The sequence below is a fragment of the Labrenzia sp. THAF191a genome (assembly GCF_009363335.1).
GTDB lineage: Bacteria > Pseudomonadota > Alphaproteobacteria > Rhizobiales > Stappiaceae > Roseibium > Roseibium algicola.
Genome location: NZ_CP045333.1, coordinates 267318 through 287185, shown reverse-complemented (window position 1 = coordinate 287185; position 19868 = coordinate 267318). Strand labels below are relative to the sequence as shown.

Annotated in this window: 19 protein-coding genes; 10 read left to right on the top strand and 9 right to left on the bottom strand. The window is 60.3% G+C overall.

The window, feature by feature from the left end:
- The first annotated feature begins 67 nt into the window (after positions 1–67).
- Positions 68–943 (top strand): bifunctional allantoicase/(S)-ureidoglycine aminohydrolase, encoded by an 876-nt coding sequence (locus FIV05_RS01340; protein WP_152511779.1) that lies wholly within the window; start codon positions 68–70, stop codon positions 941–943.
- Between the two features lie 211 nt (positions 944–1154).
- Here FIV05_RS01340 and bhcR read toward each other — a convergent pair whose 3' ends face one another.
- Entirely contained in the window at positions 1155–2015 is an 861-nt protein-coding gene (bhcR, locus tag FIV05_RS01335) for an HTH-type transcriptional regulator BhcR (protein ID WP_152508411.1), read from the bottom strand.
- A gap of 170 nt (positions 2016–2185) precedes the next feature.
- On the opposite strand from bhcR, the gene bhcA reads away from it, so the two are divergent.
- The 5 genes from bhcA (at position 2186) to FIV05_RS01310 (ending at position 7898) form a co-directional block, all read left to right on the top strand.
- Positions 2186–3376 carry an L-aspartate--glyoxylate aminotransferase BhcA gene (bhcA, locus tag FIV05_RS01330; RefSeq protein ID WP_152508410.1) on the top strand — a complete coding sequence of 397 codons (1191 nt, stop codon included), beginning with the start codon at positions 2186–2188 and terminating at the stop codon, positions 3374–3376.
- Complete coding sequence (bhcB, locus tag FIV05_RS01325; protein ID WP_173013742.1) at positions 3373–4365, top strand: beta-hydroxyaspartate dehydratase BhcB; 993 nt, start codon at positions 3373–3375, stop codon at positions 4363–4365. The genes bhcA and bhcB overlap by 4 nt, the downstream gene beginning before the upstream one ends.
- Positions 4366–4464: 99 nt before the next feature.
- Entirely contained in the window at positions 4465–5628 is a 1164-nt protein-coding gene (bhcC, locus tag FIV05_RS01320) for a 3-hydroxy-D-aspartate aldolase BhcC (RefSeq protein ID WP_152508409.1), read from the top strand.
- Positions 5629–5934: 306 nt separating this feature from the next.
- Positions 5935–6900: an iminosuccinate reductase BhcD gene (bhcD, locus tag FIV05_RS01315; RefSeq protein ID WP_152508408.1), complete on the top strand. Its 966-nt coding sequence runs from the start codon at positions 5935–5937 to the stop codon at positions 6898–6900.
- A 14-nt stretch (positions 6901–6914) separates the two neighbouring features.
- Positions 6915–7898 (top strand): glyceraldehyde 3-phosphate dehydrogenase NAD-binding domain-containing protein, encoded by a 984-nt coding sequence (locus FIV05_RS01310; RefSeq protein WP_152508407.1) that lies wholly within the window; start codon positions 6915–6917, stop codon positions 7896–7898.
- A gap of 424 nt (positions 7899–8322) precedes the next feature.
- Here FIV05_RS01310 and FIV05_RS01305 read toward each other — a convergent pair whose 3' ends face one another.
- The 3 genes from FIV05_RS01305 to puuE form a co-directional block, all read right to left on the bottom strand.
- A complete protein-coding gene (locus FIV05_RS01305) occupies positions 8323–9759 on the bottom strand; it encodes a nucleobase:cation symporter-2 family protein (RefSeq protein ID WP_152508406.1) in 1437 nt (478 codons plus the stop codon).
- A gap of 72 nt (positions 9760–9831) precedes the next feature.
- Complete coding sequence (locus FIV05_RS01300; protein WP_023002142.1) at positions 9832–10329, bottom strand: ureidoglycolate lyase; 498 nt, start codon at positions 10327–10329, stop codon at positions 9832–9834.
- The gene (gene puuE / locus FIV05_RS01295; RefSeq protein WP_209009983.1) at positions 10326–11720 is read right to left on the bottom strand and encodes an allantoinase PuuE; all 1395 of its coding nucleotides are present in this window, start codon (positions 11718–11720) and stop codon (positions 10326–10328) included. The genes FIV05_RS01300 and puuE overlap by 4 nt, the downstream gene beginning before the upstream one ends.
- A gap of 226 nt (positions 11721–11946) precedes the next feature.
- Between puuE and uraH the strand changes: the two genes are divergently transcribed.
- Positions 11947–12300 (top strand): hydroxyisourate hydrolase, encoded by a 354-nt coding sequence (uraH, locus tag FIV05_RS01290; protein ID WP_152508404.1) that lies wholly within the window; start codon positions 11947–11949, stop codon positions 12298–12300.
- Between the two features lie 5 nt (positions 12301–12305).
- Here uraH and FIV05_RS01285 read toward each other — a convergent pair whose 3' ends face one another.
- The 3 genes from FIV05_RS01285 to FIV05_RS01275 form a co-directional block, all read right to left on the bottom strand.
- Positions 12306–12902: a hypothetical protein gene (locus FIV05_RS01285; protein WP_152508403.1), complete on the bottom strand. Its 597-nt coding sequence runs from the start codon at positions 12900–12902 to the stop codon at positions 12306–12308.
- Positions 12903–13004: 102 nt separating this feature from the next.
- On the bottom strand, positions 13005–14303 hold the full coding sequence (locus FIV05_RS01280; RefSeq protein WP_152508402.1) for a mechanosensitive ion channel domain-containing protein: 1299 nt from the start codon (positions 14301–14303) through the stop codon (positions 13005–13007).
- Positions 14304–14443: 140 nt separating this feature from the next.
- Positions 14444–15214 (bottom strand): Stf0 family sulfotransferase, encoded by a 771-nt coding sequence (locus tag FIV05_RS01275; protein WP_152508401.1) that lies wholly within the window; start codon positions 15212–15214, stop codon positions 14444–14446.
- 785 nt (positions 15215–15999) lie between these two features.
- On the opposite strand from FIV05_RS01275, the gene FIV05_RS01270 reads away from it, so the two are divergent.
- The gene (locus tag FIV05_RS01270) at positions 16000–16248 is read left to right on the top strand and encodes a hypothetical protein (protein WP_152508400.1); all 249 of its coding nucleotides are present in this window, start codon (positions 16000–16002) and stop codon (positions 16246–16248) included.
- 107 nt (positions 16249–16355) lie between these two features.
- On the opposite strand, the gene FIV05_RS01265 is transcribed toward FIV05_RS01270, so the two are convergent.
- On the bottom strand, positions 16356–17060 hold the full coding sequence (locus tag FIV05_RS01265; RefSeq protein ID WP_152508399.1) for a glutathione S-transferase family protein: 705 nt from the start codon (positions 17058–17060) through the stop codon (positions 16356–16358).
- 109 nt (positions 17061–17169) lie between these two features.
- Between FIV05_RS01265 and FIV05_RS01260 the strand changes: the two genes are divergently transcribed.
- Positions 17170–17508, top strand: coding sequence for a helix-turn-helix domain-containing protein (locus tag FIV05_RS01260; protein ID WP_152508398.1), 339 nt, complete (start codon positions 17170–17172; stop codon positions 17506–17508).
- Here the strand turns inward: FIV05_RS01260 and FIV05_RS01255 are convergent.
- Positions 17505–18422, bottom strand: coding sequence for a LysR family transcriptional regulator (locus FIV05_RS01255; protein ID WP_152508397.1), 918 nt, complete (start codon positions 18420–18422; stop codon positions 17505–17507). The two genes, FIV05_RS01260 and FIV05_RS01255, sit on opposite strands and share 4 nt — an antisense overlap.
- 122 nt (positions 18423–18544) lie before the next feature.
- Here FIV05_RS01255 and FIV05_RS01250 point away from each other — a divergent pair, with 122 nt between their 5' ends.
- The gene (locus tag FIV05_RS01250; RefSeq protein WP_023002127.1) at positions 18545–19807 is read left to right on the top strand and encodes a urate hydroxylase PuuD; all 1263 of its coding nucleotides are present in this window, start codon (positions 18545–18547) and stop codon (positions 19805–19807) included.
- Positions 19808–19868: the final 61 nt, after the last annotated feature.

Sequence of the window (19868 nt, the reverse complement as noted above, 5' to 3'; positions counted from 1 at the left end):
CGAAAGGCAGGTCATAGTTCTCGGTAACTGGTTTTGTTGAAGAAGAAGGTTGGCCGTGTCCCAGTCCATGCCCCCAAGATCCTATTACGCGCCGACCGGCGGTCATCCCGGTCAGGAAACACTCCTGACAGACCGGGCTGTCTTTACCGATGCCTATGCGGTCATCCCGAAAGGCACCATGCGTGACATCGTCACCAGCTATCTGCCGTTCTGGGACAAGACCCGCCTGTGGGTGCTGTCGCGCCCATTGTCAGGTTTCGCCGAAACCTTCTCGCAATATATCGTTGAAGTGTCGCCGGGTGGTGGCTCTGACCGGCCGGAGACAGACCCTTCCGCCGAAGGCGTGCTGTTCGTTGTCGAAGGCGAAGCTGTTCTGACAGCCGACGGACAGCGATACGACCTGAGGCCCGGAAGTTATGCCTTCCTGCCGCCGCAAACCGACTGGAGCCTGAAGAATACTGGCAGTGAGCCCGTGCGGTTTCATTGGGTCCGCAAGGCGTTCGAGCCTGTTGAAGGCCTGGAGCGACCGACACTTTTCGTCACCCACGAAAACGACATCGAACCGCGGGCAATGCCCGGTACGGACGGCAAGTGGGCGACGACCCGATTTGTTGACCCAGAAGACGTGCGCCACGACATGCACGTCAACATCGTCACCTTCCAGCCGGGTGCCGTCATCCCGTTTGCGGAAACCCATGTGATGGAACACGGGCTTTATGTCCTGGAAGGCAAGGCGGTCTATCGCCTCAACCAGGACTGGGTCGAGGTGGAAGCCGGCGACTACATGTGGCTGCGCGCCTTCTGCCCGCAGGCTTGCTATGCCGGTGGCCCGGGCCCGTTCCGCTACCTCCTCTACAAGGACGTCAACCGCCACATGAAGCTGCAGGCGGCAGGCCGTTTCGAGGCCGGTACCCGGCAGAGCTTCCGCAGCGCCGCGGAGTAAAGAGAAAAGCCCCTTCCTCCTTGCACCCTCATCCTGAGGAGCCGCTTAGCGGCGTCTCGAAGGATGGGCGGCACACTCCGGAACACGCGGTCCATCCTTCGAGACGGACCTGACGGTCCTCCTCAGGATGAGGGAGAGGGTGGGATTGGCCGCTTCAGGGTGTGGGTGTAGCGAACTCCTCTGGATCAGGTCGGGAGTGAAGCAAGCGCCCTCATTCCACGGTCTTCGTTTGCGGCGGAGCGATTTCGCCGCCGAGGGCGGCGGTCAGTGCAGCGGCCGCCGCCTTCACTGCTTCTGCGAAAGGCTCGATCCTGTCCGGACTGACCCGGCTGGTCGGGCCCGAGACGGACAGCCCGGCGACAGCCTCGCCATAGTGATTGAACACGGGTGCCGCGATGCAGCGCATTCCGAGGTTCTTTTCTTCCCCGTCGATCGAGAAACCGCGTGCACGGATCGCTTCCAGGTCCGCGGCCAGCAAACCCGCGTCACACAGTGTGTGCTCGGTGAAGCGTTCCCGGTCGGTCTGCTTCAGGATACGCTTGCATTGATCCTCGTCCATGAAAGCCAGAAGCGCCTTGCCGATGCCGGAGGCATGCAGCGGTGACAAGGTGCCGGGCGGAAAAAAGGCGCGAATGCTTTCGTGGGTTTCAACCTGGCTGACAAACAGCACCTGGTCCGCCTGTGCCACACCAAGATTGGCCGTTTCCCCTGTCTGCTCCATAAGGGAGCGCAGGACAGGACGCGCCCGTTCCACCAGACTGGTACGCCTTAAAAATCGTGCGCCGATGATGAAGGCGCCCGGACCTATGTGCCAGAGCTGCTGCGCCTGGTCGAATTCCACCAGGCCACGTGTCTCCAGCGTGAACAGGATGCGATAGAGCGTTGCCGTGGATTCTCCAAGCTGATCCGACAGGGCTGAAAGAGAGACGCCGGACTGGGTGCTCAGATGCTCGAACACGGCCATGGCCCGGTCGAGCGACTTGATGGTGTTCTGTTCGGTCTTGTCGTCCCAGGCACGCGGTCGCCCACGGGCGCGTCTGGTGGCGGAACTATCGGATTTGAGATCTGTCATCAGCTCATTTTTTCGGAATTTGAAAAATCAATTCACCATATGAAAAATATAACATACTGACAAGATTGGCAATTTCTACAAAATATATTTTTGAAAAAATATTTTAAAAAAATTGCGGAGCTTCGCCTCTGCACGGTACCGTTTCTCAAAATTCATAAGAGGAAACGGCCATGAGCTTCCAAAATCCTGTTTTCATTCCCGGCCCCACCAACATGCCGGAAGCGCTCCGCAGAGCGTGCGACATGCCGACCCTGGACCATCGCTCGCCGCTGTTCGGTGAGATCCTGCAGCCTGCGCTTGCAGGCGTCAAAAAGGTGCTGAAGACGGAAGCCGCCGAGGTGTTCCTGTTTCCGTCGACTGGCACCGGCGGCTGGGAAACCGCGATCACCAACTGCTTGAGCCCCGGCGACAAGATCCTGGCTGCCCGCAACGGCATGTTCAGCCATCGCTGGATCGACATGTGCCAGCGCCACGGCCTGAAGGTTGAGGTGGTCGAGGCAGCCTGGGGCACGGGACTGCCGGCAGACCGGTACGAGGAAATACTCGCCGCGGACACGAACCACGAGATCAAGGCGGTGCTGGCAACCCACAACGAAACCGCGACCGGCGTCAAATCCGACATTGCCGCGGTGCGCCGCGCGCTGAATGCCGCAAAGCACCCGGCGCTGCTCTTTGTCGATGGCGTAAGCTCGATTGCCTCGATGGATTTCCGCATGGACGAATGGGGGGTCGATGCCGCGGTCACGGGCTCCCAGAAAGGCTTCATGTTGCCACCGGGGCTTGCCATCATCGCCCTGTCGCCAAAGGCACAGGCCGCCGTTGAAAGCGCCCGGTTGCCGCGCACCTTCTTCGATGTTCGCGACATGATGAAAGCCTACGCCAATAACGCCTATCCCTACACGCCGGCCGTCGGCCTGATGAACGGGTTGAAGCAGAGCTGCGACATGCTGCTGGCAGAAGGCCTCGACAATGTCTTTGCCCGGCACCGCCGCATTGCAGAAGGCGTGCGTGCCGCGGTCCAGGCCTGGGGCCTGGAGCTTTGCGCACAGTCACCGGACGTCTATTCGGATTCGGTCAGCGCGATCCGAACGCCTGAAGGTTTCAACGCCACCGGCATCGTTACCCACGCCGCCGCGAAATATGGCGTCGCCTTCGGCGTCGGCCTCGGGGAAGTCGCAGGCAAGGTGTTCCGTATCGGCCACCTGGGCAGCCTGACCGACGTCATGATGCTGTCGGGGTTGGCGACTGCCGAAATGGTCATGGCCGATCTCGGCCTCGACATCCAACTGGGCTCCGGTGTTGCGGCCGCCCAGGAAGTCTATCGCAGCGACAGCGCCATTGCCTCGAAGGAAGCCGCATGAAAACCGACGCCCTGACCCAGTACATCCCGACTCTCGAGGACATGCTCGTCGCTCATGAGCGCATCAAGCCGCATATCCACCGGACGCCGGTTCTGACCTCCTCGTTCCTGAACGAGCTGACCGGTGCGGAATTGTTCTTCAAATGCGAGAACTTCCAGAAGGCAGGTGCCTTCAAGGTGCGCGGTGCATCCAACGCCGTCTTCGGTCTGGACGAGGAAACCGCCAAGGCCGGTGTTGCCACCCATTCCTCCGGCAACCACGCGCTCAGCCTGTCCTATGCGGCAGGCCGGCGGGGCATTCCGTGCCACGTGGTCATGCCGAGAACGGCGCCACAGGCCAAGAAGGATGCCGTTCGTGGTTACGGCGGCATCATCACCGAGTGTGAACCGTCCACCTCCAGCCGCGAAGCGGTCTTTGCCGAGGTCGAGGCCCGGACCGGAGCGGAGTTCGTTCATCCCTACAATGACCCGCGTGTCATCGCCGGTCAGGGCACCTGTTCCAAGGAATTGATGGAGCAGACAGATGGTCTTGATGCGGTTGTCGCACCGATCGGCGGTGGCGGCATGGTCTCAGGCACCTGCCTGACCCTGTCGAACCTGGCACCCGACGTGAAGATCTTTGCTGCCGAACCGGAGCAGGCGGATGATGCTGCCCGCAGTTTCAGGGCAGGCCACATCATTGCCGACGACGCACCGGAAACTGTAGCCGACGGGCTGAAGGTGCCGCTCAAGGAGCTGACCTGGCACTTCGTCTCGAACCACGTCACCGACATCCTGACCGCGTCGGAACAGGAAATCGTCGACGCCATGCGCCTGATCTGGGCGCGGATGAAGATCGTCATGGAACCGTCTTCCGCCGTGCCGCTGGCAACCATCCTGAAGAACAGGGACGTCTTTGCCGGCAAACGTGTCGGCATCATCATCACCGGCGGCAATGTCGATCTCGGCAAATTACCCTGGAGCATCCTGCGTTCCGAGGACCGCAGCTAAGATGCTCCATCGCTCTAAAAACGATCAACTTTTCAGCTTTCGGATGAATTCCGAAAGCTGGTTGATCTGGAATGCCTGAGCTACTTGGAGAAATACAAAATGAACGCACAAACCGGATTTGAAAAACTCGAAGTCGGCTACGACGTTCCGGCCCTTCCGGGCATGGACGAGGCCGATATCCAGACGCCTTGCCTGGTGCTCGATCTCGATGCACTGGAGCGCAACATCAGGAAGATGGGCGACTACGCCAAGGCTCACGGCATGCGTCACCGGGTGCATGGCAAGATGCACAAGTCGGTCGATGTCGCAAAGCTGCAGGAACGCCTCGGCGGTGCTGTCGGCGTCTGCTGCCAGAAGGTTTCGGAAGCCGAGGTCTTTGCCCGTGGCGGCATCAAGGACATCCTGGTGTCGAACCAGGTTCGCGACAAGGCCAAGATCGATCGCCTGGCCCGGCTGCCCAAATTTGGCTGCCGCACCATCGTCTGCGTCGATGACCTCGCAAACGTTGCCGACCTGTCTGAAGCTGCCGTCAAGCACGGCACCTCGCTGGAGGTCTTCATCGAGATCGATTGCGGTGCCGGTCGTTGCGGCGTTACCACCAGCGAGGCGGTCGTCGAAATTGCCAAGGCAGTGGACGCGGCAAGGAACCTGAAGTTCAGCGGCATCCAGGCCTACCAGGGCGCCATGCAGCACATCGACAGCTATGAAGCCCGCAAGGAAAAGCTCGACATTGCCATTGCCATGGTCAAGGACGCCGTCGAGGCGTTGAAGAAGGAAGGCCTGGAGCCGGAACTCGTTTCAGGTGGCGGCACGGGCTCCTACTATTTTGAATCCAATTCGGGCGTCTACAACGAGCTGCAATGCGGTTCCTATGCCTTCATGGATGCAGACTACGGCCGCATTCTCGATAAGGACGGCAAGCGCATCGACCAGGGGGAATGGGAAAACGCCTTCTTCATCCTGACCCAGGTGATGAGCCACGCGAAAGCCGACAAGGCGATCTGCGATGCGGGCCTCAAAGCCCAGTCCGTCGACAGCGGTCTGCCGTTCATCTACGGCCGCAACGATGTCGAATATATCAAGTGCTCGGACGAGCACGGGGTCATTGCCGACCCGAAGGGTGTTCTGCAGGTGGGCGAGAAGCTGAAGCTGGTGCCCGGCCACTGCGACCCGACCGCCAACGTCCATGACTGGTATGTCGGCGTGCGGGGCGGCAAGGTCGAGACGGTCTGGCCGGTCTCGGCCCGCGGCAAGGCTTATTGAGGACAACGAGCTCCCAGCTGTTCGTCATTGCCGGGCTCGTCCCGGCAATCCATGCCGTGACCTTTCCACACATCGAAGCTTTTCGAACGGATGGGACGCGGCATGGATGCCATGGTCAAGCCATGGCATGACGACGGTGGGGTTTGCCACGTCAATAACCACCATCCCCCTCATCCTGAGGAGGACCGCAGGTCCGTCTCGAAGGATGGCCAAACACTCCGAGCGAGCGGCCCATCCTTCGAGACGGCGCTTCGCACCTCCTCAGGATGAGGTCGGGGGGAAGACGATGTTTTGCTGGAGACACACATGATCATCGTTCCTGAAAAGGAAATCGCCGGCCTGATCGGCCGCCAGGAATCCTTTGACGCTGTCGAAAGCGTCTTTGCCGCCATGGCGGGCGGGGCGGCCTATAACTTTCCGGTTATTCGCGAGGCAATCGGCCATGCCGATGCGCTTTATGGGTTCAAGTCGGGCTTTGACCGGTCCTCGCTCGCGCTCGGCCTGAAATCCGGCGGATACTGGCCGGGCAACATGGCAAAGGGCCTGACCAACCACCAGTCGACCGTGTTCCTGTTCGATGCCGATACCGGCAAGGCGAAGGCCGTCGTCGGTGGCAACCTGCTGACCGCCCTCAGAACAGCGGCAGCTTCTGCGGTTTCTATCAAGCATCTTGCACGCAAGGACGCGAAGGTGCTTGGCATGATCGGAGCTGGCCACCAGTCCGCATTCCAGATGCGGGCCGCTGCCGAACAGCGCGACTTCGAAAAGGTGCTCGGCTGGAACCTTCATCCGGAAATGCTTGTACGCCTGGAGGAAACCGCGAACGAACTCGGTCTGCCTTACGAATCCGTCGATCTGGAAAGGATGGGCGCAGAAGCCGACGTGATCATCTCGATCACCTCCAGCTTCGACCCGATCCTGATGGAAGAGCATGTTTCGCCGGGCACGCATATCGCGTGCATGGGCACCGATACCAAGGGCAAACAGGAAGTCGATGTTGCGCTTGTTGCCAAGGCAAAGCTCTTCACGGATGAAGTCGCTCAGTCGGCGACGATCGGTGAATGCCAGCATGCGGTGGCCAGCGGAATTGTCTCTGAGGACAATATAATTGAGATCGGCGCGGTCATTAATGGTAATCATCCAGGCAGGACGTCGCAGAGCGATATCACCCTCTTCGACGGTACCGGCGTCGGTCTTCAGGATCTTGCCGTGGCATCCGCTGCGGTCGATCTGGCGATCCAGAAGGGCGTCGCGATCGAAGTGGATTTCTAGACGGACCGTGGAAAATGCGGATTGTGATCAACGGGTTCGGCCGGATCGGCCGGACCCTCTTGCGTCAAGTGCTGAAGCTTCCGGAAACGGAACGCATCGAGGTGGTGCGGATCAACGATATCGCACCGCTTGAGACCTGTGCCTATCTCTTCAAGTATGACAGCGTCTTCGGTCCGTGGCCGGGCGAAGTAACAGCGGGCGAGGGCACCTTGACGGTGGACGAACGCGAGATCGTCTTCTCTGCCGAACCCGATTTGTCTCTCCTTGATCTTTCCCAGGTGGACGTGGTGCTGGAATGCACCGGCAAGGCAGACACGCGCGAGATCGCGGAACGTGGCCTGAAAGCCGGCGCAGCCAACGTGCTGATTTCAGGCCCTTCCAAGGCAGCCGATATCACCCTGGTGCTTGGTGCCAACGAAGACCAGCTCGGCGACCACCGCATCGTCTCCAACGGTTCCTGCACCACCAATGCCCTCGCTCCGCTGCTACGCGGTCTTGATGATGCTATCGGCATCAGGAGCGGGCACATGACCACCATCCACTGCTACACCGGCAGCCAGCCGATGGTGGACGCCCCGAGGGGACCGCTGGAGCGCAGTCGTGCCGGCGGCGTTTCCATGGTGCCGACTACCACGAGCGCTACCAAGCTTGTCGGCAAGGTGCTGCCGCAGCTTGAGGGCAAGATCAGCGGTGCCGCCGTCCGGGTGCCCGCGATCAGTGTTTCCGCCGTCGACCTGACAGTGACGCTGGCACAGCCCGTGAAAGCCCCTTTCAACACCAGGCTGCTCGAGATCTTTTCCGGCAATCCGGTGATCGGCTTCGTAGGGGACCGGGTGGTTTCGACGGACATGCGTGCCCGACCGGAATCCCTGGTCATCCATCTGCCTGAAACGCTTGAGGCCAATGACTACCAGGTGCGCATCTTCGGCTGGTACGACAACGAATGGGGTTTTTCCGCCCGGATGATCGACATGGCACGGCTGATGGCGGGGCGGTAGGGACACAATTTCTCCTCCCCCGTCATTCCGGACAAGTGCAGCTTGGCTGCACGCAGATCCGGAACCCAGCGCGTCAGCGTGAGCAAAGCGAAGACTTCTCAAAAATAGAGACGCGCCTTCAGCGCGAAATATGTCTGGATTCCGGATCTGCGTCCAGCTGCGCCTCCCTTGTCCGGAATGACGGAGGGGGAAATTTCCAACTGCTGAAACGCCTGAAATTCTTCCCTGCAGGCCCCCACCATCGTCATCCCGGCCAAACGAAGTGCGAGCCGGGATCGGGGACCCATGAGACTGGATAGTCTCACGTTATCTATCGAATGGCCTCGGAACCCGGTCCGGAATGTTCGCGTCCAGGAAGACGGCGACAGATCACAAAAAAGGGCCGCTCACGCGGCCCTTTCTCATGCATATGAAACCCTTGTCCTTACGCACCTTCTTCCTTCGGCAGGGAGCCGCGTCCGTGGCCGGAGAGACCACCGGAGACCTCTTCGGTGGATTCGTCGGAGAGTTCTTCCGGCAGCACCAGGTTGAGGGCGATGGCGATCAGGGCTGCCGGCAGCAGGCCGCTGGTCAGAAGGATACGCGCGGTGTCCGGCATGTGCTGCAGGGCGCCCGGTTCCAGCTGCAGGCCGAGACCGATGGAAAGCGAAATGGCGAAGATCACCATGTTGCGCCGGTTCCAGTTCACATCCGACAGCATCGAGATACCGGCGGCAACAACCATGCCGAACATCACGATGACCCCCCCGCCGAGAACCTCGATCGGAACGGTGCGGATGACCGCGCCGACCTTCGGGATCAGACCGCAGACGATCAGGAAGATCGCGCCGATGGTCACCACATGGCGGCTCATGACGCCGGTCATGGCGATGAGGCCGACGTTCTGGCTGAAGGAGGTGTTCGGGAAACCGCCGAAGAAACCGGCGACAGCCGTGCCGAGACCGTCGGCAAAGGTCGCACCGGCGATTTCCTTGTCGGTCGCTTCCCGGCCGGCGCCGCCCTTGGTGATGCCGGATACATCGCCCACGGTTTCCACCGCGGAAACGAAGGCCATCAGGCAGAAGCCGAGCACGGCGGCGAACGAGAATTCGAAGCCGTATTTGAACGGCTGCGGCAGGGCAAAGACAGCCGCACGGTCCCAGGACGTGGAGACGGCTTCAAAGGTCAGCATGCCGGTGGCAAGGGCGAAGATGTAACCGGCGATCAGACCGAGCAGAACCGCGGAGACCGACATCATGCCCCTGCCGAAGAACTTCAGCCCGAGTGTCACCACGATCACCACCAGAGCGGCCGCCCAGTTGAGCAGCGAGCCGTATTCCGGCGTGCCGATGGCGGGGACACCGCCGGCGGCATACTGGATGCCCACCTGAACCAGCGCGAGACCGATCATCGTCACCACAAGTCCTGTCACCAGCGGAGGCAGGGCGAAGCGGATCTTGCCGATGACGAGGCCAAGACACGCATGGAAGAAGCCGCCGATGATCACGCCCCCGAACAGCGCCGCGAGACCGTCGACCCCCTTGCCGGCAACAAGCGGGATCATGATCGGCAGGAAGGCAAAGGATGTGCCCTGAACGATGGGCAGGGCCGCGCCGACCGGGCCGAGAGTGATCGTCTGCAACAGGGTCGCGACCCCGGCGAAGACCATCGACATCTGGATGAGATAAAGCAGTTCCGGAAAGTCGGGAGAATTGGACCCGAAGCCGAAGCCGGCTGCACCGGCCACGATGATGGCAGGTGTGACGTTGGAGACGAACATGGCCAGGACATGCTGGATGCCGAGCGGGATCGCCTTGTAAAGCGGTGGCGTGTAATTGGGATCCCGGAGCTGCTCCGGAGATCCGATCGATGAATTAGACATTTCTGCTCCTCTGAAGGTCGTGTGAACGTCTCCGCCTCGTTGAGCGGGCAGGGATCGTTCTGAAAGGGAGGCTTATTCCTTGTTGTCGGCCTCCACTGTCCAAGGGTCGGGAAACCAGTGTTCCTCCAGGTTGGTTCCTTCCCCGATGCGGTCCACGACCGCGTAGCGGCCCGCTTGCCAGAGCGGGGCCAAAACACCGTGCCAGGTGCCGCGATACAGGTTGATCGCCTGTCCGGGCTGGCTGATGAATGCCTTCAGGTTGACCGGCTGGCCATTCTCGTCGTCAGCGACGACAACCAGCATCGGCACACCGTCCAGCGGTATGAAGGCCTGACTGCCTTCCGGGTGTCGCTCGACCATGTCGACGACATAGGGAAACGACCGGGCCTTGGCATCGAACAGGCTGATGCCCGCCCGGCCTTCGCCGAAGTCGAGCTTCGCCCGGTCATGATGGCGGCCGCACATGCCCTGATTTATGATTTTGTCGGGTGCGCCCGCCACCTCGAGAACATCGCCATAGGGGGCGAAGGCCTCTGCGGTCAGGATCGATGGGGCAATGAGACGGCTCACGGCAGCAGGTCCTTGAGCCGGAACTGGGCAATCCGTTCCACCTGGCGGCAGGCTTCCTCGAATTCGGTCGCCCGGTCATTGTCGATCCGGCGCTGGAAGGCAGCCATGATCGAAGCCTTGTCATGATCGCGCACCGCGATGATGAACGGGAAACCGTGTTTTTCGACGTAGGTATTGTTCAGCCGGGTAAAGGTCTCGCGTTCCTCGTCGGTCAGCATGTCGAGACCGGCGCTGGCCTGCTCGTTGGTGCTTTCCGCCGTCAGGCGACCTGCCTGTGCCAGCTTTCCGGCAAGATCCGGGTGGGCAGTCAGAACGCCGAGGCGCTCTTCCTCGCTTGCGGAACGGAACATCCGGCACAGCGCGTTGTGAACACCGGCGGCACAGTCATGAGCCGGGCCGAGTTCCAGCTCGAAGGCACGTTCGGCGATCCAGGGGGAGTGCTCGAAGATGCCGCCGAAGGTTTTGACGAACTCGGCTTTTTCCATACGGCTGGGGCGAAGACCCTTCTGCGGCGGGTGTGTCTTGGCCCAATGGTCCGCGATTTCGATGCGGCGTGGGCACCAGACGCCTTCATGAGCCTGGATATGATCGATGAATTTCTTCAGCGCCATGATCTTGCCCGGACGGCCGACGAGGCGGCAATGCAGGCCGATGGACATCATCTTCGGCGTGTCCGTCGTGCCTTCCTCATAGAGCATGTCGAAGGCGTTCTTCAGATAGAGGAAGAAATCCTCGCCATCCGTCCATCCCGGTGCCGTCGCGAAGCGCATGTCGTTGGCTTCCAGCGTATAGGGAATGATCAGCTGATCACGGCCATCGGCATCCAGCCAATAGGGCAGATCGTCATCATAGGTGTCTGAAATATAGGCAAAACCGCCTTCCTCGGCGACGAGGCGAACGGTGTTTTCCGAGCAACGGCCCGTGTACCAGCCGAGCGGTCGGCTGCCGACCACTTCCGTGTGCAGGCGGATCGCTTCGGCAATGGCCGCACGTTCCTCTGCTTCGGGCATATCCTTGTGTTCGACCCACTTCAGGCCATGGCTGGCGATTTCCCAACCGGCGTCCTTCATGGCCTGCACCTGTTCCGGGCTGCGGGCCAAAGCGGAAGCGACACCATAGATGGTCAGCGGAATATTAGCCCGCGTAAACAGCCGGTGCAGGCGCCAGAAACCGGCGCGGGCGCCGTATTCATAGATGGATTCCATGTTCCAGTGGCGTTTGCCCTGCCACTGGGCCGCGCCCGGAATGTCGGACAGGAACGCCTCGGACGCCGCATCGCCATGCAGCACGCAATTCTCGCCGCCTTCCTCGTAATTCAACACGAACTGGACAGCGACCCTGGCCCCGCCCGGCCACTTTGGATCCGGCGGGTTCTGACCATAGCCACGCATGTTCCGGGAATAGCGATTCAAGACGGACCTCCTCGTGATACCAACGTGTTTTGAACCAAGCAAAGACTATGCCTCATTCAAGGGCTGGCATGTTGTCTTCTTATAAAACAGAATAATGGACATGACTTTCTCGTCTTTTTAGAAAGTGCTTCCTGTGAACCACGGGTGCCCTTCGATTGAGGCCCACAGCATCATGCGCGCAAACTGACATTTGGAGGAGGCCAAGATGGCCGGTTACCTGACGACTCACGTGCTCGACACCGCCCAGGGTTGCCCTGGAAAAGGCATCAAGATCGATCTTTATGCAATTGATGGTGACAACAGGACCTACGTCCGCAGCCTGGAAACGAACGACGACGGCCGCACCGACAGCCCGATCCTGCCGAAAGACGAATTCAAGACCGGAACCTACGAGCTGGTGTTCCATGTCGGCGCCTATTTCGACGCCGCTGGAACCGCTTTGCCGGACCCGAAATTCCTCGACACGGTGCCGCTGCGGTTCGGCATGTCGGAAGAAGCCCACTACCACGTGCCGCTTCTGGTCTCGCCGTTCAGCTATTCGACTTACCGGGGGAGTTGAGGCTTCTATCGAGACCCGCCAATCACAACGAGCGGAGGTGGAGCCACCAGACCGGGCTGACCAGGAACTGTGGTTCGGGATTGCGAGACGCGGTTGGGAGTTGCTTTAGTCAACTTGTCCCATGACGTCCTTTTTGTCCTGAAGGTGCCTGAATAATTGATCGAAAACTTGTTGGCGATCCGCTGTGCGATCCGGCCAAAGCTGCGTTCCGGGCTGTAAAAACTATACAAACTGAAACTCTCGCTCAAACCCGGAGCGCCATCGTCCGACCCGGAAAAGCTGTAACGCCAGTCACCTGCCTGCATCTTGCCTTTAATCCGGCTACGTCCCAGCAGGAAGGGCCCGTTAGGCGCCACATACGTTACAGATTCTAGCCGAACAATAAGATCATGCGCAGGAGCGTTCGGGCTCAGTTGGCGGTTGATGTCGTCTGCCACAGCCTGAAGTTTCGCTCTGAGCTGAGCAGCGGCTATTGGCGCAAAAGGACCTCCACCAGGCTCTACGATAACTCGATTGATGCGATAGGCCTGACCACCAGTCTGTTGATGCTGACACGCAACGACACTCAGCAGAAGAAAAAATACCAAAAAAATACGCGCCATGACTCTATTGTATCTCAGTTGCTGGAAAGTTTGGCGACAACCTATGATATTAGAGTTTTCAAACGCGTTAATCGCCAGAAGTTGGCGCCACACAAAATAGGGTCAATCAGGAAGGCCCGGCTCAGATTCCTTCTTAATGATGATTTCCCGATGCGGATACGGGATGCCGACGTCATTTTCCTTGAAGGTGTCCCAAAGCGCCAGCAACACCTTGCCGCGTACGTTGGTAAGTCCCTGCTGCGGATCCCGGATCCAGAAGCGCAGGACGAAGTCGAGCGAACTGTCGCCAAATCCCGTAAGCCAGCAGACCGGACGGCGGGAGCCTTCCACCCGGCCGACCGTCATCGCCGCTTCGATGGCAAGCTTCGAAACTTCATGCGGGTCGGCGTCGTAGGAGACGCCGAAATTGACGTCAAGGCGGACAAGCTCGTCGCTGAAGGACCAGTTGATCACACGGTGGGTGATGAAGTCTTCGTTCGGGATCAGATATTCGCGTCCGTCCCGCGTTACCACGGAAACGAAGCGGGCACGCAACTCGCGGATCCAGCCGAACGTGCCTTCCAGCGAGATGGTGTCGCCCGGTTTGATCGACTTGTCGAGCAGGATGATGATGCCGGAAATGAAGTTGGAAATGACCTTCTGCAGGCCGAACCCGAGACCGAGGCCGACCGCCCCGGTAAAGACGGTGAAGGCGGAGAGATCGATACCGACCGAGGAAAGCGCAACCGTTCCGGCCACCAGGATCAGCCCGAACTTGGCGACCTTGCCGATCAACACGCGGATCGACGGGGTCAGCTCATCCGACTTTTGTACCTGTTCATCGAAATAGCGCCCGAGGACCACCGCGACCCAGACTGTCGCAAACAGTAGCAGAACCGCCTTCAGGATCAGCAGCAAGGACAACCGCATCTCGCCGAGTGGCAACGCCAGACTGTCGAGGAAGGTGCCGGCCTCATCGTCGAAACCTAAAATGACCAGCGCAACATAGATCCAGGCGAGCCAGCTGAGCGTTCTTGCCACCAGCCGGTTGCGGATGACCCTCGACAGAACCGAGACAAACAGCCAGGCGAGCGACAGCGACAGGGCGATCGCGATGAAATGGCTCCGGCTCGGCCAGGTGACGCTGCGCATCACCGTAAGGGCAATGAACAGGAACAGGCTGAAGAAGATCCACTCGATCCGCCGGAGCAGGGCCACCACCACACGAAGCAGGCCCGGATGGCCCCTGATTTCACGTGCACGGGCTTCTAGCCTCGGCTCGACGCGAAGGCTCAGCAGCTTGGCCAGGCCGAACAGAACTACGATGATGGCAAGCTGATAGGCAAACCAGGGCGCAGTCAGGTAGCTGAGGGCCAGCGTGGCCCAGGATTGAAGTTCGGCAACGAAACTTTCGAGGTTCATCAAACCACCCGTCCGTCTGTTTCCCGTCGAAGCATCAACAGCTTAACAGCATTCCTGGCCCGCGGCCAAGGCGGCTGCAAAACGCTTGCTTGTTCGAGAAGGATACGGCTCGGCCGCGCAGGTGGTTCACACAGGAGGCTTTAGCTGGCGCTGTCGATCTCCAGCTCAGCGCGGAAACGGGACACCCAGTCGGCATTGGTGGCATCTGCCAGTTTGGCAACGCCGGGCACGACACCCTCCGCTGCTGACGCTTCCAGGCCGAGCCGTTGAAGAACCAGTCTCAGCGTGCCCTGCGGATCTGCCGAAAGCGCGTCATAGGTAATCCGAAGTGGGGAAATGCCCTGGATTTCGAACCAGGCTTGCCAGTCGCGGTCAAACCGGGTGAAGCGATCGTGACAGGCGTGGATTTCAGCGGCGTCATATTGCAAATCGCGCGGTTCCGACAATCGCTCGAGCTCGGTGCCGTCCGGAGCCTTGTGCCAGAGGCCGGATTGCTCGGCACGAACGAAGGAAACCGCCTGGTCGACCTTGTCAGCACGGGTCAGGTGAATGAACAGCGTCTTGCCGAAGGCTACTTCAAGACGTGCAAGATCGCTTTCATGGGCCGGGTGCAGGATGGCCAGCTGTTTCATGAAGAAATCGAAGCTGTGCCGCTGCAGCCGCAGGCCAAACAGACCTTTGCCCCGCGTGCCCTTTTCGATTGCTGCCGCAAAGATGCGGCGCAGCGTCGCCTGCTCGTTTTCCCCCGGCACAACATCGACATTCAGGTCCTCAAGCCAATCCTCCTGGGACGGCTCGTGAAAATAGGAGCCCGGATGCCCGGAAACACCCGTCGCCGCCAGAAGCTTGCAGAGCAGCGTGCTGCCGCTACGGGGGGAGGTGCACAGGATGTAGGACGAGTAGCCGATCATGAGGTGTTCATTTCAAGGATCGGTGACAGGCGCAAGACACCTGAAGCAATGCACGGGGATTGCGCCGGACATAGGCTTGAATTTGCGACGGATTTTCGCCAAGGGGTGCCCGGCGGGCAACACTCTGTCCGTGAATTTGCCAGAGAGGATCGCTCATCCCGAGGTTGGCCGATGCCTCGAACTATTGGCGGCAAATTCGGAGCAAGCGGCCCATCCTTCGAGACAGCGCTGCGCACTTCCTCAGGATGAGGGGGCTGGGGGCTGGAAGATCGTCTCTGTTGCCGGACAGGTTTTGGGATACCTTGCCAACCACGCAGACGTTTCGTTTGCCATAGCCGGCAGTGCCGTTTTCGTTCAAGCCCCGCCCCCCAAGGCCGTCACCCCGGACAAGCGCAGCGCAGATCCGGGCCTACTCGCAGGGGCAGCTCGCTGAAGCGGGCGCATTGAGAACTACGCCTGAGTTCTGGAAATGAGCAGACCCCGGGTCACGCGTTGCTCGCCCGGGGTGACTTCAAAGGGATTTGAACCGGCGTACGTTTGCGTTTGAGGTCTTGCTGGCAAGCATTCGAGTTACGCCAAGCGACGGCAGCAGCGCCGTTGCACACTCCAGCCTGTGGCTTCTGCCTCCGAATGCGAAGCTTATGGTTTCGGCCAGCGTCATGCGTCATGCCTTCAACGGCAATTGCCGATGCGCCGGTGTAGCGGGGAACGCCCGCCTTGCGGATTTCTGCGATTAGTCCCAACCCCTTGGCAAGCAGCCGCCAGCCGCGCAGCGCTCCGCTCAAATGCTGCAGCGATGCCTGCCTGTCGGCGAATGTCTGTGTTTCCACCAAAGCCAGTGGTGGCGTACCTGCCCGGCACATCTGGGCGGCGACCAGAACAGCCTTGTCTTCCGGCCATTCAAGCCGGAGTGCTTTCTCAACATGTCGCTGCTCACCCCGGCCAACCGGCCCTTGTCGATGCTGGTGGAGAGTTTCGCGGATGCCCTTCGCGGCGAGATAAACACGCTGCTGGAAAGATCGCTCACCGGATAAGCGGCACAAGCAGTGCCTATCCCGGACGTCCGCGCGACCCGCCGGATACCGGGTCTGCTTCGAACGTTCCGGGCGCCGCACAACCGGCGCCCGGAACTGCGGTTGGCTTAGCTGCCATACTTCTCCAGGATGTCCGCAAGGGCGACATGTCCCTTGCAGGCTCCGGAGCCGGCCGGCTCTTTCCCCTCTTCCAGTTCACATGCGAATTGAACGGCGGCGTCCGCCTCCAGGTTCGCGCGCAGCGCCGACAGTTTCGGCCAGCGGTTCCGGTTTGCAACGGCATGGACATCCAGCCATCTGGCAACGCCGATCAGCACGGCGTCGGCAAGGCTCGGCCGGTCGGCGACGAGATATTTGCCGTCGCCGATCATTTCCTCGAGCCTGTCGTGACGTTCGATCACCTGCGAACGACCGAATTCGGTCAGCGATGCCTGCATTGCGGGGTCGGGGTCCGCCATTTCCATCGCCGTCCAAAGGGGGCTGAAGGCAGCAGTGAATCCCGTGTTGATGAACGCCATCAACTGATGCATCCGGTCGGCGTCCGTCGAAGCTGCCTCGAAGGTGATCCGTCTTTCCGTATCTCTTGCTTCCAGCCAGGCGCCGATGGCCATCGTTTCCGTCAGCACGTCCCCCCGGTCGGTCACCAGCACCGGTGTTTCGACGCGCGGGTTCAGGCGCTTGTAGGACGGATCCCGCATTTCGCCGAGCATGTCGACGCGGCAAAGCCGGTAAGGTTCGCGCAGCCATTCGAAAGCCGCGACGAGCCCCATTGAGCTGCCGGCAGGGTATCCATAGATAAGGATGGGTTCCAAAGTTTCGTTCTCCGTGATTTCTGTCGATCACGCTGCGCAGCGATGGGCGGACCCTAACACGCTGCCAAACCAAGGCAATTACGCACCTTTTTGTTACCACGGAGCGCTTATGAAAGAGCTTGTCTCCCGCTGTCCCATCGAAGAAGTGATGCAGGTCCTGAGCGGCCGCTGGCCGACCTTGCTGATTTACTATCTGACCGAGGGGACGAAACGGTTCAGCGATCTTCGCCGGGACAATCCGACCATCTCGCACAAGATGCTGACGCTCGAACTGCGCAGGCTGGAAGATGCGGGCATCGTCCGGCGGACGGAATATGAAGGCTATCCGCTTCGCGTCGAATACGACCTGACGGAGAACGGGCGCGCGCTGGTGCCGCTCGTCGATGCCCTCGGCGTGTGGTGGGACACGCGCAGCAACGGCGACACGGTTCGGATGGCAGAGCGCTAGCGCGCTGCCATATCCGCCAGAGATTTCTGGATATGCGTCACCATGAAATCCAGGAACAGGCGTACTTTCGGGTCCTGGCGGCGGCGGTGCGTGTAAAGGCAGGCCATCTGCACCGGGATCGGCGGTTCGTTTTCCAGCACCGGCATCAGTTTGCCCGAAGCCAGATAGTCGGCAACTTCAAACGCCGGTTTCAGCACGATGCCGTGGCCTTCCAGCGCCCAGCCGGTCAGGACATCGCCATGGTCGGATTCGAACGGGCCGGATACCGCGACGCGCTTGACGCCAGTATCCGTCTGCAGCGGCCACTGGAATTCCGGCGCACCGGGATAACGCATGTTGAGGCAGTCATGGCGGCCGGCGGCAAGCTCGTCGCTTGTTTTCGGGTTGCCCTTGCGGGCGAGATACTCCGGAGAGGCGCAAAGCAGCCGGTCGCAATCGGCGATCTTGCGGATCTTGAGATTGGAATCTTCCGGCAGGCCAAGGAAGAACGCGGCATCGAGACCTTCGCCCGTCAGGTCGACCTTGCGGTCGGACAGGCGCAGGCGAATGTCGATCAGCGGATTGGCTTCCTTGAATTTCGGGATCGCCGGGGCGATCAGCCGCTGGCCCATGCCGATGGGGGCTGCAACAAACAGCGTGCCGCGCGGTGAACGGGTGACATTGCTGATCTCCGCTTCTGCTTCTTCCACCGCCTCGATTATTTTTGTTGCACCGCGATAGAACAAGTTGCCATGCTCTGTCGGGCTGAGGGCTCGGGTGGTTCGCTGGAACAGGCGGACGTTCAGGTGCTCTTCCAGTTGGGACACCCGTGACGAGGCGACGGCGGAGGAAATCCGCAGATCTCGCGCTGCAGCGGACATGTTGCCCAGCTCGTAAACGCGCAGAAAGGTTCGGATGTTTTCCAGATACGCCATGAGGATGTCCAACCGGGCCGGTTTATTGTTCCGATTTTTTTGAAACTGCTCGGAATTATCCCGAGATACCAGAAAATTCTTGCATGAGCTAGCTTGGGTCAAACGAATTTGGAGGGGAAGCAATGCTGGACATTGCCATCATTTGGGACTGGATCGCCTTTGCGGTTCGCTGGCTGCACGTGATTACGGCGATGGCCTGGATCGGCTCGTCGTTCTATTTCGTCGCGCTGGACCTTGGCCTGAAGAAAGCCCCGGACCTGCCCAAGGGAGCCCATGGCGAGGAATGGCAGGTCCACGGCGGTGGCTTCTATCACATCCGCAAGTTCCTGGTGGCCCCGGAAAACATGCCGGAACACCTGGTCTGGTTCAAATGGGAAAGCTATTCCACGTGGCTGTCCGGCGCGGCTCTCCTGATGGTCGTCTACTGGGTCGGCGGCGAGCTTTACCTGATCGATCCGGCAAAGGCCGATCTTGCCCTGTGGCAGGGTATCCTGATTTCCGCCGGGTCTCTGACCATCGGCTGGCTGGTCTATGACCGGCTGTGCAAGTCGAAGCTCGGCGAAAGCCCGACGCTGCTGATGCTGCTGCTGTTCGCGCTGCTGGTGGCCATGGGCTACGGGTACAACGAGATCTTCACCGGCCGCGCCACCATGCTGCATCTCGGTGCCTTCACCGCGACGATCATGACCGCGAACGTGTTCTTCATCATCATTCCGAACCAGAAGATCGTGGTGGCGGACCTGAAGGCCGGGCGGACCCCGGACGCAAAATACGGCAAGATCGCCAAGCTGCGCTCCACCCACAATAACTACCTGACCCTGCCGGTCGTGTTCCTGATGCTGAGCAACCACTACCCGCTCGCTTTTGCCTCGGAATACAACTGGCTGATTGCTGCCCTTGTCTTCCTGATGGGTGTCACCATCCGGCATTACTTCAACACCAAGCACACGGGTGCTCCGGCACCGACCTGGACCTGGCTGGCAACGGCGATCCTGTTCGTGGCCATTATCCAGCTGTCCATGGCACCGCTCCAGCAGGATACCTGGGAAGCTTCGGAGGCCCGTCCGCTGACGCAGACCGAACAGGTATTCGCCAATGCGGAAGGCATCGATGATGTCATGAACATCATTCCCGGCCGCTGCGGCATGTGCCATGCCCGCGAACCCTTCTACGAAGGCATCCACTGGGCACCCAAGGGCCTGCATCTGGAAACCAAGGCAGACGTCGTGCGCGCCGCAAAACAGATCTACCTCCAGGCAGGCGTCACCAACGCCATGCCGCCCGCCAACGTCTCCTTCATGGAAGAAGACGAGCGCAAGAAGATCATCGAATGGTACAAGAACGCTCGCGGACAGCTGTCTTTCGGTATGGCCGCAACGCACTGAGCATCTACAGATGAACCACCCGGGACGCTCCTCCTTGCGGGGAGCGTTTTTGTTTGGGGCA

What these genes read in the sequence shown, in the direction of transcription:
- FIV05_RS01305 (WP_152508406.1), bottom strand. Translation starts at nt 9,759, where the DNA reads ATGTCTAATTCATCGATCGGATCTCCGGAGCAGCTCCGGGATCCCAAT.
- FIV05_RS01275 (WP_152508401.1), bottom strand. Translation starts at nt 15,214, where the DNA reads ATGATCGGCTACTCGTCCTACATCCTGTGCACCTCCCCCCGTAGCGGC.
- bhcD (WP_152508408.1), top strand. Translation starts at nt 5,935, where the DNA reads ATGATCATCGTTCCTGAAAAGGAAATCGCCGGCCTGATCGGCCGCCAG.
- FIV05_RS01250 (WP_023002127.1), top strand. Translation starts at nt 18,545, where the DNA reads ATGCTGGACATTGCCATCATTTGGGACTGGATCGCCTTTGCGGTTCGC.
- uraH (WP_152508404.1), top strand. Translation starts at nt 11,947, where the DNA reads ATGGCCGGTTACCTGACGACTCACGTGCTCGACACCGCCCAGGGTTGC.
- FIV05_RS01340 (WP_152511779.1), top strand. Translation starts at nt 68, where the DNA reads ATGCCCCCAAGATCCTATTACGCGCCGACCGGCGGTCATCCCGGTCAG.
- FIV05_RS01285 (WP_152508403.1), bottom strand. Translation starts at nt 12,902, where the DNA reads ATGGCGCGTATTTTTTTGGTATTTTTTCTTCTGCTGAGTGTCGTTGCG.
- puuE (WP_209009983.1), bottom strand. Translation starts at nt 11,720, where the DNA reads ATGCGTGGCTATGGTCAGAACCCGCCGGATCCAAAGTGGCCGGGCGGG.
- bhcR (WP_152508411.1), bottom strand. Translation starts at nt 2,015, where the DNA reads ATGACAGATCTCAAATCCGATAGTTCCGCCACCAGACGCGCCCGTGGG.
- bhcB (WP_173013742.1), top strand. Translation starts at nt 3,373, where the DNA reads ATGAAAACCGACGCCCTGACCCAGTACATCCCGACTCTCGAGGACATG.
- FIV05_RS01280 (WP_152508402.1), bottom strand. Translation starts at nt 14,303, where the DNA reads ATGAACCTCGAAAGTTTCGTTGCCGAACTTCAATCCTGGGCCACGCTG.
- bhcA (WP_152508410.1), top strand. Translation starts at nt 2,186, where the DNA reads ATGAGCTTCCAAAATCCTGTTTTCATTCCCGGCCCCACCAACATGCCG.
- FIV05_RS01255 (WP_152508397.1), bottom strand. Translation starts at nt 18,422, where the DNA reads ATGGCGTATCTGGAAAACATCCGAACCTTTCTGCGCGTTTACGAGCTG.
- FIV05_RS01310 (WP_152508407.1), top strand. Translation starts at nt 6,915, where the DNA reads ATGCGGATTGTGATCAACGGGTTCGGCCGGATCGGCCGGACCCTCTTG.
- FIV05_RS01270 (WP_152508400.1), top strand. Translation starts at nt 16,000, where the DNA reads ATGCTGCAGCGATGCCTGCCTGTCGGCGAATGTCTGTGTTTCCACCAA.
- bhcC (WP_152508409.1), top strand. Translation starts at nt 4,465, where the DNA reads ATGAACGCACAAACCGGATTTGAAAAACTCGAAGTCGGCTACGACGTT.
- FIV05_RS01260 (WP_152508398.1), top strand. Translation starts at nt 17,170, where the DNA reads ATGAAAGAGCTTGTCTCCCGCTGTCCCATCGAAGAAGTGATGCAGGTC.